A 17644-nucleotide genomic window follows, 5' to 3' on the forward strand; every position below is an offset into this window, starting at 1 on the left:
CTGTGCTTCATCGGAATGCTCCGCTGTCCCCCGAAGGGAGACTTCGGCTCGTGCAGCGCTGTCAGAACCGCCCGATTGCCCACGTGGCAGCCGAGATGGGGATCTCCCGTGCCTGCGCGTCGAAATAGGTCAACCGCTATCGTCAGCATGGTGAACTCGGTCTGCTGGACCGTTCCTCAACACCTCGGCGTCAGCCGACGGCGATGAATCCTGACGTTGTGGCCAGGATCGAGGCACTCCGCCGTGCTGAGAAGTGGTCAGCGTCCCGGATCGCCTTTGAACTCCAGGCCGAGGGGATCTCACTCAGTCGTCGCACCGTGTCGCGGCATCTGCATGCCCTCGGTCTGAATCGGCGCCGGTTCATCGATCCCAGCAGTGAAACGAACCGGGAATCGCGGAAGATTACCGCTCGCCGTCCGGGACACATGGTCCACATCGATGTGAAGAAGGTCGGCCGGATCCCGGACGATGGTGGCTGGCGGATCCATGGACGCGGAAGTCACCAGGCCAAGACCGTCGAGCGACGCAAGAACAAGGGAACACGCGGCGGCTACGTCTACCTGCACTCCGCCGTCGACGGCTTCAGCCGACTTGCCTACACCGAAGCATTGCCCGACGCGAAGGCCATCACCGCCATCGCGTTCCTGCACCGGGCCAGGGTCTGGTTCGCAGCCCACGGCATCGTTCACATCGAACGCATCGTCACGGACAACGGCGCCTGCTACCGCGCCAACGGGTTCGCCCGGGCCATGCTCGGCGCGCGACACCAACGCATCACGCCGTACACGCCCCGCCACAACGGCAAGGTGGAACGCTACAACCGGATCATCGCCGAAGAGTTCCTCTACGCCCGCAACTGGGTCTCCGAAGATCAACGCCGCGACGCCCTCGGCGTCTGGAACATCCACTACAACTACCACCGCCCCCACAGCGCGGGGAGGCCAACCGCCAGCCTGCGACTACGCGCAGGCGTAACCAACGTCCTGGCCTCATACAGCTAACCGTCTGGGGCAAGGGTGATGTGATTGAACAGGTGGGCCGACCTAGTAGCTCTCCGTCACTGGCCACAGAAGCTGAGCCAGAACCGGCTTTCAGCGACAAAGCCAATGGGCAGATGCGCGCCTGCTACCACTACCGGCCGTCAGCGCGCTCAGATGCCGTATTTCCGAAGAATGCCTTCTGCAATCGCGACGAGCTCGCTCAGACCGGGGCCCACCGGCCCTCCGTTGCGAGTCGCCGGGGCGCCGCTGAGGGACACCGGGGCTTCGGGTTCGGCGGCCTGGGCGGGAGTCGCCAGGAACAAGGGCATGGTCACGAGGGCGAGGGCCCCGAGTGCGCTGCGTGGCTTCATGTTGTGATCAACGATTCACGGGACCACGAGAAACGCATCCCGCCGTCGAGTCTTGCAGGTCAAGCCCGGGAGGTACGCACCGGCCTGAAGTGGGCGACCACGCTGGTGAGGGCTCTGCTGGTCCTGACGAACCGCGAAGTCTCCCGGTGACCGACGGTCTTCACCGAAGTCATCCGCCCGCGACCAGCACGAGTATCCCGGACATCACGCACACCAGACCCGTGACCTGCAACGTCACGATGCACGGTGCTCACTGGGGAGCCCAGAAAAGTGACCGTCCCCCGGCTTGAGGTTTCCACCGCGCCGGACGCCGCCGTCCTGAACGACGGCAGGAACGCTTGACCGCTCGTAGGTATGAGATCTCTTCCGCGCGTCCTGACTGCCGCTCAGGACGTGGATGTCGCGATCGGCATGCTGCTGGCCTTGTTGCGGTCCGTGCACCCCTGCCGGGGACCGCAGGCGCCCTCGCGTGATACCGCCTGCGCGTGGATCATCATGTTCTCCGGCATGTTGAAGTTACACAGACTCCATCCGTTGCCCGCTCCGTCCGTGTCATGGCATTCCCACCACTTGGGATCGTTGGTGGACGCACTCTGCAACTGCGCGACCGTCCGGTGGCCGTCGGCACGGCTGTCCCAGACGTACACTCGATCACCGTCCGGCACGAAACAGACGATTCCGGCAGGATCGAGGTCCTGCGGCTGGGATGTACACCGCATTCGGACATCCGGCAGGTCACCGACGTTGTGTCCAATCTTGGTCAGCGCGAAAGCCTGCCCCGGCAGGGAGAGGGCCAGTGCCGCCCCGATTCCCAGCACCGCCGACGCCTTCGCGGACCGCCGCAACGTCAATCGCATCTGTATTTCTCCTCATGGTCGTTCCATTGAGCCATGACGGACATCGGCTCGCTTTCGATGACGCTAAGAGACACCCCGGTAGGCACGCCAACGCACAGAGTCCACAGATTCCTGGCGATGCGTCCACGCCTGCCACCTCGTCCAGTGAGCACCGTGCATCGTGACGTTGCAGGTCACGGGTCTGGTGTGTGTGATGTCCGGGATACTCGTGCTGGTCGCGGGCGGATGACTTCGGTGAAGATCGTCGGTCACCGGGAGACTTCGCGGTTCGTCAGGACCAGCAGAGCCCTCACCAGCGTGGTCGCCCACTTCGGGTCGGTGCGTACCTTGCCGAGGACCCGCCAGTTCTTCAGGTGGGCGAAGCCGTGCTCGGCCGGCGCCCGTACTGCGGCGAGGGCTTTGTAGGACAGCTTCTGTCTTCGCGTCAGTGGCCGGTTCCTGGCTGCCTTGTAGCTGGTGATCACCGCCGGATCGGCGTCGGGACCGCTGTCGTCGAGCCCGACGTATCCCGAACTTCGGGGATGTCGGCGCGGCCGGTCACAGGCAGGCCAGGCCTCCAGACGGGCGCGAAGGTCCGTGTAGTCGCAGGCGGCAAAGAGACGGGGAAAGAGTTCGAGAGATTGCCAAATATCGCTGTCCCGTGCCATCGAACCCTGAGCGGGTGCCAACGAAGTTTGATCAGCTGCACCCAGATGCGCCCCCGGCCGTGCGCCTGATCGCCGGGCGCTCTCTCAGATAGAGACTTCGGGGAACGCGTGGTCGTTGCGGGAGCGGTAGGGCTGGTCGTCGTAATTGTCGCCGCACACGTCATTGCCGCCGACCATGCCCCCGAACCACCCGAGGATGCCGCTGACTTTGCAGATGGTTTGGGGGATAGGTGCGGGCGAGGATTGGACAGGGTGGCGGGACGCTGCATCGGCGGGGATCGCGGCGGTCGAAGTGACGACGAGGGCCATCGCGGACGTGGTCGCGAGCTTGATAAGCGTGGTCTTCACGATCCAGGAACGAGCCGTATGACGCCGTGGTCACGCATCGTCTGTCGCTGGCGCACGTGGCACCTTCATGTCCGCTGCACAGGTTGGTGACCAGCTTGATCAAACTTCGATGGCACCGACGAGCGTCCGCGCAAGCTTCGCTGGCATGCGCTCAAGCCTGGATGGCACAGGACAATCGCTTGGAGGCACACTTCAGCGGCGCATCGCCTGAAATGATCAAGGAAAGGGGACGAAGGCGAGTAGCACCGTGGGAGCAATCGAGGACGCCATCGAGCGGGCCGACAGGGAGGGCTTCACCCGCGAGCCGCCCAAGACGCTCAAGGGCCGGATCGGCTACCTGATCCGGCAGTTGGGCAGCGCGAAGGCCGTCGCCCGGGAAATCGGTGTCACCGCCGACTCCGTCAACCGCTACCGGCGCGGCGCCCGCAAGCACCCCCGCTCCGACGTCGCCACGAAGATCGACGATGCGGTACGTGCTCGCCGGCAGCCTGAGGTACGCAAGCGCCGGCGACGGCAGGCCGCAGCCACGGGCGGGATCACGGTGGAGACGAGGGCCGGGTTCGGCTACACCGCGCCGATCGGCACGACCGACGACGGACGCTTCCGGCGACTCACCGTGCACCTCCCCCCGGATTATGCACAGCGTCTGTTCGAGGCCCGCGACGCTGGTGCCAGCGACCAGGGGATGCGTGGGATCATCGCCGACGGATTCAAGGACGTGTATTTCCAGGACGGTGGGCTCCGCGCCATGGGACTGTCGGACGTGGTCATTAATGACATCGACTACCTGGATCTCGACTACTGAGCCTCCGCCATCTTGATTTCGGCTGGTCGCGGGCCTGAGCCGAAGCGCGATGGTCGTCACATAGGCAGGCTGGTTGTCACCGACGGTGTTGTGGGCGGTTGGGCCCTGAGCGCGACAGGTCGACAACTGTGGTCACCTGTGTTCGGCTTCCTAGTGCTCCAGTGCGGTTTCGTGATCTATCTGGCGGGTGCGTCGACGGATCGCTTTCGGTAGTGGCTGTGCCGGGCTGTTGCCTGGTGGCGTCTGCGCCAGGTTGACCACTGCAGCAGCCTGGCCGCGCGGTCGTGCCGGCCAAGGAGTCGAGGAGCCCTCCGAAGGTGATCTTCTCGCCGTCGTAGTCGAAGGTCATGGCGGCGGCGAGTGCCCCCCACCGGTCGGTGCTGCGCCCGCAGTGGTCCAGACGGATCTTCAGGGCGACTTCGGGTTCGTGGCGGGCGAGTATTTCGTCGGCGGGGATCTGGCGCAGGTGCTCCAGGGTGCGGTAGCGGGATTTCACGACGGCGCGGTAGACCTCGGAGCGGAAGAAGATCTCACCGGTGGCGGGGGAGTCGAGCCAGGACTGCAGGACGGCCGCGCGGGATCGTCGGGGACCCGACGAAGAAGGCCCTCCTCGAGTCGCGTGTACGCATGGAGACCTGGTCGCCGCAGAAAGTCCGCCCAGCCCGTCCGCGAGGTCTGCATGGAGATCCCGGACGACGCCATCACCGGCTGCCAGTCCTTCCTGGATCCCCTTCACATCCTGCCGAACACCGACGGCTCCAGAAACCGCTGCTCCAGATCTCCGACGCGCGCCTCAGCGAACTGGGTGGCACGCCAGCCAAGACGCTTGGCCTCGAAAGGAACTTCCAGGCCGCTCGAAAGCTACGGAGCCGCAAGCGCGACTTCAGCGACTGGCCCCACTGCGAAGGAGCCCTGAAGCCGACCTCGGCCACGCCGACTCCGGCCACACCGTCCGCGTCACGCTGAAGACGAGCGCGCCTGCCTCACCTCTCCCGTAATGAGGTGAGGCAGGCGCGTACAGTTCAACCGTGGACGTCGGCGAACTTCGCGAACGCGGCCCTGGTGCCGTCCCCGGCGATGCCGTCGATCGGACCGTTGTAGCCGTGGCCCCGCAGCATGCGCTGCAGCGCCTTGATCGTGTTGGTGCCGACGATCCCGTCGATCGAGTCGTCGTCGGGCGCCAGGTGCTCGTCCAGATACCGGCCGATGATCCGGGGGCGATGGGCCAGCCGTTCACGGATCTGTCCCGGGTCCATGCGGCGCTCCTCCCGTTCGACGCGGCGCTCATCCGACTGCTTGCCGCATACCTCGACCTCGCCGCCGAGTCCGACACACCCCCAGCCTCCTCTTCGAGTCGGTGTAGGCACTCCACGTGGTCGCGGAGAACCTCGTGAACGCGGCACCCTCCATCGGATCAACGTCTCTGCGTACGTGAGAGGCGGAGCGCCTTGACACGCCGGGCGGGCTGGGCGGGATCCTCGACCGCCCCCGCCACAGGAGTCCGCGTGGCGCCGGGCGGCGGCACAAGCCGCTCGGCAACACGCTCCAGCTCCTCGCTCCCCGGCCCCACGGCGATCTGGAAGTGCGACGGCTTCACGGGGGCGAGGTCGCCGCCCCAGACGACCGTGCCCGCACAGTCCAGGAGGATGTCCCGCACGATCAACTCATGGTGCGGCCACAGTCCTTCGGACCCGCCCAGGGGGTACGCGGCGGGGTGCAAGCAGAGCGCGGTGCCCGAGAGGTAGTTCGACTCGTACGCCGCGGCGACGGCCCGACTGGTCGTATGCCCGCTGACGCCCCCGCCTTCGCCGGTGTCGAGCGGCGCGATCTCGTAGTGCCAGCGCCGCGCGACGTGCAGCAGCACGGCGGCCGCGGGACCGTCCCGCAGCATCACGGCGGCCGACGCCCCCTCCACCTGATGCTGGCTGACGGCACCGGGATCGATGCTCCAGCCGTTCGCGGATCTCTTCCCGGTCCACGGGCCCCGCTTCCCGGACGACGCGTCCGGCGCGGCGGCGGCCGATGCGGTCTGGCCGATCCAGGCGGCGGCGACGGTGCCTGCGCCGGCGGCGAGGACGCTCCGCCGCGTGAAGGTGCGACTCACGCCGATTCCCCTTCCATACGTCGGGTGATGACGGTGTGCAATCCCTCGACGAACGAGTCGAGCTGGTCCGAGGGGATCCTGTCCGGCCACTGGTCTTCGTCGGGCAGGAACTTCCACTTGAACAAGTCGAAGAAGGACCAGGGCTCGAAATCCAGCAGCACGTTTCGCACGGCCGCCCGGAACGTGGCGGCGCTGCCGCCGAACCGGCTCTCGTAGAAGTGGGTGAACCGCTTCGCCGAGCGGTTCGGTCCATCCCAGAAGTGATACGTGAACAGGGCGTCGGACAGCAGCCGGTCGTCCCCGCCACCGGGCTCGCCGTCAGTGCCGAACAGGATCTGGGAGAGGTTGTAGGCGTCGACGTCGGCGATGAGGTTGTCACTGCCGAACCGGGATTCGACCGTGGCGGATCCGACGACCTGGACGCAGAAGTCCTCGCCGGACATCGAGCGGTGGTTCTCACGCCACTGCGTGTAGGCGTTGAGGATGTCCCCCGCCCATCCGCAGCCTTCTCCTATCGTCACGTCGGTGCCGCTGCCGGGGTGGGCGTAGTGGCCCTCGGTGGCGGCGCCGAAGTGCGCGATGGTGATGTTGTGGTTCGCCCGCGGGTCGTAGTAGGTGCGCCTGTCTTCCGGCCTTATGCCCTCGGCCGCGCAGGCATCCGTGACCTCCTGCCAGATGGCGCCCAGGACGGCCGCCCATATTCGCTCGCGGTAGTTCGGTTCGGCGGAGCGCAGGAAGGCGAGCGTCGCGTCGATCACCGAACCCCGGGGGGGTCCGGATCCCATGGTGGAGATGACGCCCTCGACGCTCTTCACGAAGTCGATGTACCCCCGCAGACTCTGATCGCTCTGGCCTGCGGAGTCGAGTCTGGACACCCCTTGGTCGCCTGCCCACCGCCAGACGTTGGCGTCGAGGCCGTAGCCGGCCTGGAAGTCGTACTCGCGGATCTGGTTGAACGACCAGTTGTGCGGCATCGGGTAGCCGAGGTTCCCGGAGTATCCCCAGGACATGCCCGAGACGAACGACCAGCGGGCACCGGCCTCGCGGGAGACGCGCTCGCAGACATTGCGGGTGCCGTACACGCCGAAGACGTAGCGGGCGCCGCTCCTCTCGAGGGCTGTGCGTACGCCGTGGAAATACGGCACGACGTTCGAGGTGATCTCGTGGTCCTGGGCGTCGTAGTCCACGGCGAAGTAGATGCAGGAGCCGTGCGGGATGCCGTGCTCCCTGGCCTTGGCGTCGGCCTTGAGCCCCTGGTCGTACCCCTTTGCCTCGTTGAAGTTGAACAGCTGGGTGCCGTTGTACTGGAACAGCGGGAACAGCCGGAGCCCGCCGTTGATGATGTCCTGCGCCTCGCCGGGCTTGAGCGCCTTGCCGAGGTAGTGCTCGTCGTCGGGGTCGAGGTGCTCGTCCAGGTACCGGCCGATGATCAGGTAGCGACTGTCCCGGAGGGCTTGGGCGCGTTCCATGCTCGTGTACGCGGCGGTGTCGCAGCCGAAGGCATCGCGCATGGTGTCACCGCAGGAGACGAGGAGCTGGGCCCAGGTCTGGAAGTTGTAGTTCTCGGCATCGGTGGCGATCTGGGAGAACCTCTGGAAGGTGTGCACCCAGTCCTCGATGGCGGGCCAGAGGTCTTCGTCGAGCACGTTCTCGGGGTGGAAGTGGACGGCGCTGCCATTGCTGTCCCAGGTGGGGGAGTTGAACCAGCAGGCGGCACGGAACAGCACCCGCAGGTTGTAGGGCAGGTCGTCGCCGGTGCCCTTGGTCCTCAGGGCCAGCTTTGTACCGTCGCCGAAATTGCCGTTGATGGTGGCCTTGTCCAGACCGAGTTCGTACTGGACCGCCAGCATCAGCCCCTGCTGCACGTCGCGCGAGTAGATGCCGTCGGTCGGCACCAGGTTCATGGCGGGGATGCGGATCTGCTGGACGTAGCGCCGGTTGAGGTGCTGCTGGATGCGCTTGGTGGTGCCGTCGCCGCCGGCCACGGTACGGAACTGGTCCATGCGAAGCAGCGAACGGGTGACGCGGGCCCACAGGTCTGCGTCGAGGGGCTCGCGATAGTCGATACCGATGTCGTTGTAGAGCTCGGCGAGGGAGGTCCTGGCTCTCAAGTCCCATATGGCGGGATGCGCCGGGCCGTAGTAGCCCTTGCACCACAGGGCGGCGCTGTAGATGCGGATGATGTTCTGGTTGGTCTCCTGGTCGGGGAACAGGTAGCGCTGTCTCACCGCCGCAACGGTGCCCGGCCCGAAGTTCTTTACGGTGGGGGAGATCCCCAGTTCGTGCTGGAGTGCCTGGGTGAGGCAGTCCACCGTTGCCCAGCCCGTTTTGCCGTTTGGCTCGCACGGCACGTAGCCGGGTGCGTTCGCGTAGGTTGCGTTGAGCCACTGCTGAGCAGCCAAGATATTCGGGTCTTCCGACATGCACATCCTCCACGGTTCAGGTTCGTCTGCGCAGCGCGCGACGCGCGGTGCGCCGGGCGGAGCGGGGGAGTCGCCGGGTGGCCGGCGGGCGGGAGCGGCCGACCGCTACCGCGCACCGGCGGGAGCGGGAATCGATGGGGCTCCCGTTCCATTGGCCGCGCTGAAGAGGCTCACTCTCGCTCCGGTCCGCTCCGCCGGTGCGGATAGTCGCTTCGCTCTGAGCGCCAGCTCGTCAGAGCCGGCTGCACTCGTCGGAGCCCATGGCGGTGACCGGCTTGTAGTACCACGCGAGCGCGTTGCGCGTCTGCGGGCCGTAGCCGCCGTCCACCGAGATGTGCTCCCTGGCCTGCGCTCGCTTGAGCGCGTCACGTGTCCGCGGCCCGAAGTCCCCGTCCACGTCCAACGATTCGCGGTAGCACTTGTTGAGGGTCAGTTGCAGCGCCCTGACACCAGCGCCGGAGGACCCCTCCTGCATCGAGCAGTTGAGACTCAGGTAGGTGCCGTCGCTCCAGGCGGGGATGCGTGCCTCCCCGCGCCACTCGATGAAGCTCTTGGCGCTGGTATAGGTCGCGTTGCAGCCGCTCGCGGCCGCGGCCGGCCCGGCGGTGCCGACCACGGCTGCGCCGGACAGCAGGGTCACTCCTACGGCGAGAGCCGTCGCTCTGGTGCGGAGGGTGCGGTTGATCTCCATGAAGTCTCGTCCTGTCGTGTCACGTCGCGTGGAGGCGGCGCCAGTTGATAGTCGGCATACGGGGACGACGAGAGGCCGCGGAGCGCACATTTCGTCGTTGTCGTCTGCAGATCGCCCCAGGCGCAGTCGCAGCCGGGTGAAGCAGACTGTAGGGAGGGCTGGGGATGGCAGCAATGCGCACGGTGCGCAGTTGCGGGGTGGCGGCTGTTCACGGTGCACGGTCGGCGATGCGGAACGCGTGGATGAGTTCGTGGGGGCCGGGGCCAGGGGCCTGGAGGCTGCGTTTCAGGTGCTGTTCGGCGGTGCGCAGGTGGGCGCGGACGGTGGTGCGGCTGATGCCGAGGTTTTGGGCCGTTCGCTGGGCATCGGTGCCGGCTTCGATCCAGGCTCGCAGGGTCTGTTGCACGGTGCGGTCCGTGCCGAGCCGCAGGGGTTGGAGGAAGGCGTGGGCCCAGGTGATGGCCGCTTCGGTGGACAGCAGACAGTCCACCGAAAACGTTGGCACATGCTCGGCTGCGGCGTTGCCGTCGGGTAGCGGAAGGTCGGTGATCGCCAGGGCCAGGGCGAGTTCGGCGCGGCTGCGGGGGTCCTGCAGGTCGAGGCCGAGGGCGTCTTGGACCCGTCTGAGATGGGCGGTGACGGTGTTGCGGCTGACGTCGAGCAGCCGCGCCACACCGGAGCGGGGAAAGTTCAGGGCAAGGCTGGTGATGTCGAGGGTGAGCCGGGGGGCCTCCCTCATCGGCTCCAGGAAGGCCCGGGCCCAGGCGACGGCTTGCCGACGGGGGAGCAGCCCGGCCAGCGGTGGCCGGCCGTGGTAGTCGGCGACCCGTTCGAGTGTGTGGCCGGCGACGGCCAGGGCATGGCGGGCTTGATCGTAGGCCTGCGCAGTGGCCGACAGGGGCACGGGGGCGCTGATGCCGAGCGCGTAGTGCGGGTTGTCTCGTACCAGCAACCTCAAGGGCGCGGCCAGGCCGCCGTCCACGCTGTCGCCGTCGTGGTCCGCGGGCAGGAGACAGATGAGGTGGTGGTCGTAGACGGGGCATCGCACCATCAGGCCGCGACCGTGATAGCCGGACGCATCCTGGTAGGCGTCGATGAGCCTGCCGCGGTCTGAGGGCGGGCAGCGCAGCAGGTGGATGCGCAGACGTTCAGCGTCTAGCAACGGCGGAACGGCACCGGCCGTCATCCGGCGGGCCAGCGTCAGTTCTCCAGCCATCAGGGCCGTGAAGACCGCCAGACGCAGCCGCGCTGCCGCCTGCTGGTAGCGCAGTGCGAGGTCGTCGGCCTGCCGGACACGTCGCGACACCTCGACCACGGCGCCGACATGGGACGCCAGCACCAGCGCCTCCCGCGCCAGCGGGAACGGGCTGCCCACCACCAGCACCGGACGCGGCACTTGCCGTCCGAGCGCTTCGCACCGCACATGGAACACGCCCACCTGCGAGGCCGCAGCGGCCAGCTGTCCGCTTGACAACTGCGTCAGCACCGGCTGGAGACCGGCAAGGATGTCCGGCGCAAGCCGGGCAGTGGACACCTCTACCTTGCCCGCGCGGTCGACCAGGGCGATCTCCGCGCCGAGCTGCCGTCCCAACCAATCGATCAGCGCCTGCGGATCAAGATCGGCATCCTGACCGACACGAGGTCTCAGCTGACGCAACAACTCATCGAGCACCTGAGGTATCGGCATGCCCCTCCCCCGCCAACCTGTCGGCCGCCTGTCCGAGTCAGCCAGCACGCACCACCGGAACCTGAAGTACCGGCGGATCTCCGCACGGTGCTCCTTGCGCGCCTGGCCGACCCGCTCACGCAGCGCCCGCTCCAACGGTGAAACCTTCCGTCAACAGGACGACGAACGCCTCCCCCGCAGGTGCGCAACGTCGGCCCGTCCCGATGCTCCCACCGAAGCCCGTCCCAGCCACTCCGGCTCGCCAACACCGAGGCCCTGGAAGACGAACGCGCGATCCCCGCGGCCGCGTTCCGGCACCGGGCCGTCACGTTCTCCGGCGCCCACAACATCACGCAGGGGCACACCTTCGCCGCCGGCGCCATGTTCTCCCTCGCCCACGACTTCCGCGTGCCGCGCGGTCCTGACCTTGCCCATCCCCATCTTCCCCATCACGCTGAAGCTCAGAGTCTGTCGATCTCCTTGGCCAGGTGCTCGGCGTGGTCTTCGAGCAGCGGCTTGAGGGCGCCGTAGTAAGGCTGGTGGTCAGTTGTGCAGAGCCAGTGGAACACGTTGTGTCGCTCCCGGGTCCAGACGGCGCGTAGTGCGGGGTCGAGGGCGATGTGTGGCGGGCAGGGTGCGAAGTCGGGTTGGCCTTCGGTGACGCGGGTCCAGATGTAGGCGCTGACGGCCAGGCGTCTGCGGTCGTCGCTGAGGGGCTTTCGGTGGCTGGTGAGGTCCGGGAGCTGGGTGAGTATGTGCTGCCAGTTCTGGGGTTCCAGCGTCCAGGTGGCGAGGGCATCGCGTCGGTGTCGGTAGTCGATGGCGGGACCTGCAATGAGCTCGGCGGTGATGGCGTCGAGGGCTTGTTCGAAGTCGCGGGCCGTGCCGCTGGTACGGAGGTGGCGGTTCAGCAGCTGCGTGTAGCCGATCCTCTTGTTCTCGGTGTTGATCCCGAGAAACTGGGCGGCATCGTTCAGGCTCCCGCCGCGTGCGCGCCGGACGAGGAAGACCGCGGCCGTGCGTCGGCGCATCTTAGGGGTGATGTCCGAGAGGAAGCTGAGGTGGCGTTCGGCAAGGGCTTGGGGCAAGCACGCGGGAACGTGCTCGGGTTGTAGGCCGGCACCAGTGGAGGGGAGGCGGAGTCCGCCTTTGCCGGTGCGCCGGAAGGTGGGAACGATCGTGTCGGCGGCGAGCTGGAAGCGCTCGGAGCATGCGCTGCGCTGCTTCTTGAAGTTCTTGTCCCAGATCAGGTGCCGCGTGGGCGGGATTCCGCTGCGGGTCCGGTTCTCCTCGGGCGCGAGCGGGGCGAGTGCTTCGCGAAGGTCGCCGGCGGTCAGGATGTGATCGGTGACCTGGAGGAGACCGGCGCAGGCAAGGGCGTCGACGGGTGCCCCGCTGGAGCGGTAGGGACGGGAGTCGGCTCCCTCGTGGATGGCGAGGTGCCGGTCGACGGCCGCGGCGAGTTGGCGGGTGGTGCCGACCGCCTGGATGCGCGGCCAGCAGATCATGACCAGTCCGGCGAGCAGGATGAGCTCGGTGAAGTACTGCTGTGCTCGCCGTTTCGGCCGGCCGGGGCCGAGCAGTCCGAGGATCTTGCGCTGGAGCTCGAGCAGAGCGGGGCCGGGCCGGTGGTGGTGCACTGGGTCGTGCGCGAGCGGCGCCCCGCATGGGGCGCCGGGCCGGCTGGTCGGGACGTCCTGCGGCGTGGAGGACCGGCAGTGGGCGGGGTGAATCCCGGTGGCGGCGGGGCGGGGGAACAACTGCGTTCTGCTGCTGAAGTTGATCGGCTTGTGGCAGCGGGGGCAGAGGTGTTCCAGGAACACCTTGTGGAGAGGGCAGGCGAAGACCACGGGCAGACGCCAGAGGATCTGCCAGGGACCGCCGTGAGCGTTCTGGATGTCGGAGCCGTCGCCGGCGAGGCAGCGGGGGCAGTAGCGGGCGGTGGTGGCGAACAGCCATCCGTCCGTGTGCATGGAGTAGACCCTCCCGGCCCGGATGTCGTCGAGGCTGCGGGCGGCCGGCGGATAGCGGGAGGCGAGGGGCTGCAGCGTCATCGCGCGCACTTCCCGGGGGTCCAGCCGGGTTGTGCGGGCGCAACGGCTGATCTCGGCTGGGGTCAGCAAGGTCGAAAGTGATGCCCGGGCCCGCCCGAGCCGGTCGTGGTTGGTCAGGCCGGTCAGCCGGGCGAGCTCGTGGGGCGAGACGTGCAGACGGTGGGCCAGGCGCAGGACGAACCCGGCCAGGGACTCGCCCTCCAGCGGGTCGAGGCTGCGGCCGAAGGGCCGCAGCCCAGCGCCTGTGGTCGCGTCAGTCACCCGCGGCCGGCCTGTTCCCGCGGTCGTCGAGGACCGTGTTGCGTCCGCGCCGGCGGCGGGGCTTGGACTTTGTGGGCGGGGCGGTGTTCTGCGGGATGTCGGGGACCTCACCGGCGCCGGGGTCGAGGCCGCCCAGGTTGCCGAGGTGGATCGTGGTCTTTCCGAGCAGCTCGGGGGTGAGGCGTTCTTCGCCGGTGAGGATCGCTTCGGTGCAGCCGTCCTCGATCAGCCGCCGCAGCAGGCCGACGACGCCGCGGGTGCGGCCGAAGAGGTACTCGGGCATCTCGCCGGTGGTCAGCATGCCCTCGAAGGGCCGCAGGAGCCGCAGCTGGTCCTCGATGCCGGCCAGGTGGTCGAGGAAGGCGGTGATGCCAGCCGGGGTGGAGTAGTCGAACGGATCGAGCTCGACCATGTCGAACCGGCGGCCCGTCTGCGTGGCCGCCGCGGCGTTGTGCCGCCCGCCCCGCTCGTTGTCGGGGAAGACCCACTGTCCGGTGCGCTGGTCGACGTAGGCGCCGCGCAGGAGTCCGGAGCCGGGGATGTCCACGCCGATCAGGATGAGGGTGACGTTGAGGTCCATCAGTTCGCGGATCAGGTCGAGGGTGTCCTGGTCGTCCTCGCGGTGGAGCCGGAGCCGGGTGATGTCGTCGATCAGCAGGGCAGTGGTGTGATGGTCCCGGATCGCGTCCCGCACCGCTCTGACCAGGTCGTCCAGCGTTCCGGGGTGCGGGTTGCCGTAGACGTTCAAGATCGCCTTGCAGAGGCCCTTGGGGGTCGCGCGGACCGGCAGGCGGCAGTAGGCCACGGGCACGAACACGTCCCGGGTGCCGGGGGTGGGGCCGGGCAGCAGCTGGTGGTGGACCTCACGCCAGACGTCCTCGAAGGACGCGGCCGCGTCGCAGGCGGTCTCGGTCTTGCCCTGGAACCCGCCGCCGTTGATCATCAGGCCGTCGCGGGTGCCGGGCATGAACTTCACCGCGTTGTTCTGCAGCCGGCCGCGCATCAGGTTCGCGACCCGCGCGCTCATCGGCGTCTCCTGCAGCCGCATGTTCACGTGCGTCGCGGTGCGATGCAGGTCGTGCAGGGCCCGCCGCCGGGGGCTCAGGCTCTGGTATTCGGCCAGGCTCAGACGCAATGCGGGCGCGAACGCGCCGCGGATCTTCCGCCACTGCTGCCAGCCCTCCCAACGGGTGCGGTCGGGCGGCGGGCCGGCCCGCAGGAACGGGACGACCGCGTGCTCATCGGGCGACGTCTGGTCCACCACGGTCCTCCTCCAGGTCGTCCTCGGGCAGGACGAACACGCTTCGGGCCCGGAAGCTGTGGCCCAGCTCGGGCGGCGGGACGGGCGCGGGTCGTGCCGCCTCCCGCCGCCGGCGTCGTTCACCGGCGACCGTGTCCTGCGTCTGGCGGGCCCGGCCCGGCCAGCTCAGCACAGCCGCCGTCTCCTCCCCAGCAGGAGCGGAGGCGGGCTGTGGGATCGGTGCGGGCGGGCTCGGCGACCGGTCGGCCTGCGCGGCCCTGGCCTGGTACGTCTCGCGGGCGTGCTCGGTGCGCTGGGACTTCGTCATCTGGGTCGGCCACTTGCTGACCGGGATGTTCGAGCCGATTAGCTCCAGCAGCACGGGCAGCAGTTCGGCGTCCGACTTCGGCTTCAGCCCGGCCGCGTCGGCCTTCGTGAGCAGGGTGCTGGCCCGCGCGTCTCCGAAGGCCGGCATCTGCCCGGCCCGCGGCATGCCCGTCCAGGGCAGCGGGTGCCAGGCATGGCTGATCGGGTCCTGGAAGAACACCTGGCGCCGGTCACGCGGGTCGCGGCGGATGAGCCACTTGCCCTTGTGCTTGCCGCCCCGTGTCGACAGTTCTCCGCGGTAGTCCCGCAGGACGTCGGCGTCGTCGTACCAAAGTCCGCGGATCTTCACCCCGCGGCGCTTGTCGATGCGGACGTAGTGGGCGGGCAGCAGCTCGTAGAACAGCTCCGGGGAGGGGATGTCCATCGCGAAGCCGGTCTGTGCGAACGACGCCGCGAACAGTGAGTTCGGGCTGTGCGAGCCGTCCGGATCCCAGGCCGGGGCGTACTCGCCCAGCTTGCGCTTTTGCCAGACGGCGACGATCCAGGTGGCGATCAGGTGCTCGAGCTGGTCGGCCGTCAGCACTGTGTCCGCGGCCGGGTCGGCCCCGCGGTCGGCGACGTCGACGCCGGTGTAGCCGACCAGGTGCTCGAACAGCAGCTGCCGGATCACGCCGAAAGCCCGCTCGACGGCGGCCTTGTCGGTCGGCCGCAGCACCCGCGCGGGCAGGACCTGGCAGCCGAGCACCCGCTCGACCTCGACCAGGTGGTGGTTGCGATAGACCGATCCGTGGTCGGTGGTCACCGTCTCCGGGGTGAAGAACGGCAGGCCCGCCACCGCGTGCCCGGCGAACTCGGCAACCACTGCGGCCGGCAGCCCGGGGTAGGGCCATTCCAGGTCCTCGCCCCAGTCCGCCCGCATCGGCAGCGGCATCGTCACGTCCCGCAGCACCATCGCGACGTCGACCGAGGTGTCGGAGACCAGCGTCAGCCGGAAGGCGACCAGCGAGTGCGTGCAGACGTCCAGGGCCAGGGTGAGGTGCATCTTCACCGGGTCGCCGAAGACGTGCTCGCGGACCATGACCGGCAGCACCGTGGTGTCCAGCGCGACGACCTGGCCCGGCCGGTGCACCAGGACGTGCCCCTCCGACTCCGGCAGATCGGCCGATCGCGCGTAGCGCTGCCGGGCGCCGCCGGGGCCGAACCACTCCTGCCAGAGCCGGCGCAGGGTGTCGTAGCTGGGCACCTTCGTCTCGGGCCCGAACTCCTCGCGGACGTACTGGCGGATCATGCGGTCCTTGGTCCGCATCGACACCTTCGCCATCCGCTTCGTCTCCTCGCGGACCGCCAGGACGCCCTCCCTCACGGGCTCGGAAACCGTCCGTGTCCCGCCGCTGCGGCGCAGCCAGCGGTCGTCCGCGCAGCCGACCAGCCCGAACCGGCGTCGGGCGTTCTCCCACCGGATCAGCGTGCGGTAGCCGACCGAGCCCAGCCCCAGCAGCTTCGCGTGCTGCGGATCCAGGGCCGCGAGCTCTGCCACCTTCGCGTGCCGGCGCTCGGTGAGCGTCGTCGTCGCCGGGTCGTACTCCGGTCTCGGCTCACCCGGGCCCGGGTGGAACGGGTCACCGGAGCGGAACCCGGTCGCCACTTCCAGCAGGTGAGCCATCCGCAGCTCGGTCAGCTCCAGCCGGCCCGCTCTCAGGTCCTCGGACGCCTTGCGCTGGCGGCCCCGATCGGCCCCCGCCGCCGACGTCCGCGACGAGGACCGGCACTGCGGATGGTTGGCCAGGAACCGGAAGGTCACCCGCTCGCGGGTGCCGTCGTCCTTCACCAACTGCACCCGGCCCAGGTGCGGTTCGCGCCGCTCGACCGTCCACTCCGTCCCGTCCAGCACCAGCCCGGCGCCGGGGGAAAGGTCCAGCACCGCCGCCGCGGTCACCGGCCCGCCTCCCGAGCGGGCATCACGAGCGAGCGGTCCTGGAGCGGGCCGGCCAGGTCGATGCCCAGTTGCCGGGACCACAGCAGGTGCAGCAGCTGGGCCCGGGCGACCGGTTCGCAGCCCGTCGCCGCCGCGAGCTCGCCGAACCTCCGTCTGCCCCCGGCCTCGGCGAGCAGCACCGGCCGTAGCCCCAGCGGATCGGACTTCAGCCGGCGCCGCGACGCCATCGCGTCCAGGCCGGCGAAGGCGTGCTCGCGCCAGCGGGCGGCCACCGCGTAGTGCCAGCCGCAGGCGACGGCGACCTCGGCGGCCGCGGCGAACGACTCCCGGTCCGACTCCTTGATCAAAGGCTCGGGGCGTACGTCGATTAGCCAGACGCCGTGGCGGGTCACCGCGAGGTAGTCAGGGGTGTGGGAGCGGCGTTTCCCGCAGGTTGTGAAGGAGATCTTCAGCGGCTGTGAGACGACGTCGACCACGTCGCCGGCGAAGTCCAGGGCCAGCAGCACCCGGCTCTCCTCCAGGCTCTCCGCGCCGTGGTGACGGCCGGTGCTGGTCAGGAACTGCAGGCCAGGACGGTGCCGCTGGTCCCGGCGCCAGGTGAAGTGCCGCATCGGGTCGCTCGTGAGCACCGGCTCCTGTACGAGATCGTGCACCGAGCACGACGCGTCGTCACCATCCGCCCGCCACGAGACCGCCCACCGCCTCGTCCAGCCGTCACCCAGATCCAGGCCAGGCCTGCCCGCATCGACGTCCGTCGACACGAAAGGTCCTCCCAGCTGCACCGATGCGACCAGACGGACCCGGCGTCAGCGGTTTCTACGAACCTTCCCGACCCAGCACGTGTAGCCGCCATGAGCTCATGGAAGCGTCACGGAGAACCTCAGGCTCCCGATCTTCGTTTCTGGTGACAGAAAGACTGCTGAATGAGCGTCTG

At 68.5% G+C, this 17644-nt stretch carries 12 protein-coding genes and 2 pseudogenes; 2 read left to right on the forward strand and 12 right to left on the reverse strand.

The features are described 5' to 3' along the window. Nucleotides 1–2: 2 nt before the first annotated feature. Nucleotides 3–1001: pseudogene (locus OHU35_RS41115) on the forward strand (IS481 family transposase). A gap of 736 nt (nucleotides 1002–1737) precedes the next feature. Here the strand turns inward: OHU35_RS41115 and OHU35_RS41120 are convergent. From OHU35_RS41120 to OHU35_RS41130, 3 genes are all read right to left on the reverse strand, one after another. Further along, nucleotides 1738–2208 carry a hypothetical protein gene (locus OHU35_RS41120; protein ID WP_189730071.1) on the reverse strand — a complete coding sequence of 157 codons (471 nt, stop codon included), beginning with the start codon at nucleotides 2206–2208 and terminating at the stop codon, nucleotides 1738–1740. A gap of 248 nt (nucleotides 2209–2456) precedes the next feature. After that, a complete protein-coding gene (locus OHU35_RS41125; protein WP_405509077.1) occupies nucleotides 2457–2855 on the reverse strand; it encodes a transposase family protein in 399 nt (132 codons plus the stop codon). Between the two features lie 84 nt (nucleotides 2856–2939). Further along, nucleotides 2940–3203, reverse strand: coding sequence for a hypothetical protein (locus OHU35_RS41130; RefSeq protein WP_189730069.1), 264 nt, complete (start codon nucleotides 3201–3203; stop codon nucleotides 2940–2942). A 247-nt stretch (nucleotides 3204–3450) separates the two neighbouring features. Between OHU35_RS41130 and tpg the strand changes: the two genes are divergently transcribed. After that, the gene (gene tpg, locus OHU35_RS41135; protein ID WP_405509080.1) at nucleotides 3451–4008 is read left to right on the forward strand and encodes a telomere-protecting terminal protein Tpg; all 558 of its coding nucleotides are present in this window, start codon (nucleotides 3451–3453) and stop codon (nucleotides 4006–4008) included. A gap of 1022 nt (nucleotides 4009–5030) precedes the next feature. Here the strand turns inward: tpg and OHU35_RS41140 are convergent. The 9 genes and pseudogenes from OHU35_RS41140 to OHU35_RS41180 form a co-directional block, all read right to left on the reverse strand. Continuing rightward, a pseudogene (locus OHU35_RS41140) lies at nucleotides 5031–5171 on the reverse strand (peptidoglycan-binding protein); the annotation flags it as partial. A 251-nt stretch (nucleotides 5172–5422) separates the two neighbouring features. Further along, nucleotides 5423–6112 (reverse strand): hypothetical protein, encoded by a 690-nt coding sequence (locus OHU35_RS41145; protein ID WP_405509081.1) that lies wholly within the window; start codon nucleotides 6110–6112, stop codon nucleotides 5423–5425. Continuing rightward, on the reverse strand, nucleotides 6109–8340 hold the full coding sequence (locus OHU35_RS41150) for a glycoside hydrolase domain-containing protein (protein WP_405509083.1): 2232 nt from the start codon (nucleotides 8338–8340) through the stop codon (nucleotides 6109–6111). Before OHU35_RS41150 ends, OHU35_RS41145 begins: the two co-directional genes overlap by 4 nt. A gap of 427 nt (nucleotides 8341–8767) precedes the next feature. Continuing rightward, nucleotides 8768–9226, reverse strand: a complete 459-nt coding sequence (locus OHU35_RS41155) for a peptidoglycan-binding protein (RefSeq protein ID WP_387539661.1) — start codon at nucleotides 9224–9226, stop codon at nucleotides 8768–8770. Nucleotides 9227–9434: 208 nt separating this feature from the next. After that, nucleotides 9435–10913, reverse strand: a complete 1479-nt coding sequence (locus OHU35_RS41160; protein ID WP_405509085.1) for a helix-turn-helix domain-containing protein — start codon at nucleotides 10911–10913, stop codon at nucleotides 9435–9437. Between the two features lie 440 nt (nucleotides 10914–11353). Continuing rightward, the gene (locus tag OHU35_RS41165; RefSeq protein ID WP_405509087.1) at nucleotides 11354–13207 is read right to left on the reverse strand and encodes a TniQ family protein; all 1854 of its coding nucleotides are present in this window, start codon (nucleotides 13205–13207) and stop codon (nucleotides 11354–11356) included. After that, nucleotides 13200–14468 (reverse strand): AAA family ATPase, encoded by a 1269-nt coding sequence (locus tag OHU35_RS41170; RefSeq protein WP_405509089.1) that lies wholly within the window; start codon nucleotides 14466–14468, stop codon nucleotides 13200–13202. The genes OHU35_RS41165 and OHU35_RS41170 overlap by 8 nt, the downstream gene beginning before the upstream one ends. After that, nucleotides 14446–16710 carry a transposase gene (locus OHU35_RS41175; protein WP_405509090.1) on the reverse strand — a complete coding sequence of 755 codons (2265 nt, stop codon included), beginning with the start codon at nucleotides 16708–16710 and terminating at the stop codon, nucleotides 14446–14448. The genes OHU35_RS41170 and OHU35_RS41175 overlap by 23 nt, the downstream gene beginning before the upstream one ends. After that, on the reverse strand, nucleotides 16707–17471 hold the full coding sequence (locus OHU35_RS41180) for a TnsA-like heteromeric transposase endonuclease subunit (protein ID WP_405509092.1): 765 nt from the start codon (nucleotides 17469–17471) through the stop codon (nucleotides 16707–16709). Before OHU35_RS41180 ends, OHU35_RS41175 begins: the two co-directional genes overlap by 4 nt. Nucleotides 17472–17644 lie beyond the last annotated feature (173 nt).

The sequence above is a fragment of the Streptomyces purpurascens genome (assembly GCF_045040895.1).
Lineage (GTDB): Bacteria > Actinomycetota > Actinomycetes > Streptomycetales > Streptomycetaceae > Streptomyces > Streptomyces purpurascens.

Coding starts and splice junctions, on each gene's coding strand:
- OHU35_RS41120 (WP_189730071.1), bottom strand. CDS start 2,208: ATGCGATTGACGTTGCGGCGGTCCGCGAAGGCGTCGGCGGTGCTGGGA.
- OHU35_RS41125 (WP_405509077.1), bottom strand. CDS start 2,855: ATGGCACGGGACAGCGATATTTGGCAATCTCTCGAACTCTTTCCCCGT.
- OHU35_RS41155 (WP_387539661.1), bottom strand. CDS start 9,226: ATGGAGATCAACCGCACCCTCCGCACCAGAGCGACGGCTCTCGCCGTA.
- OHU35_RS41160 (WP_405509085.1), bottom strand. CDS start 10,913: ATGCCGATACCTCAGGTGCTCGATGAGTTGTTGCGTCAGCTGAGACCT.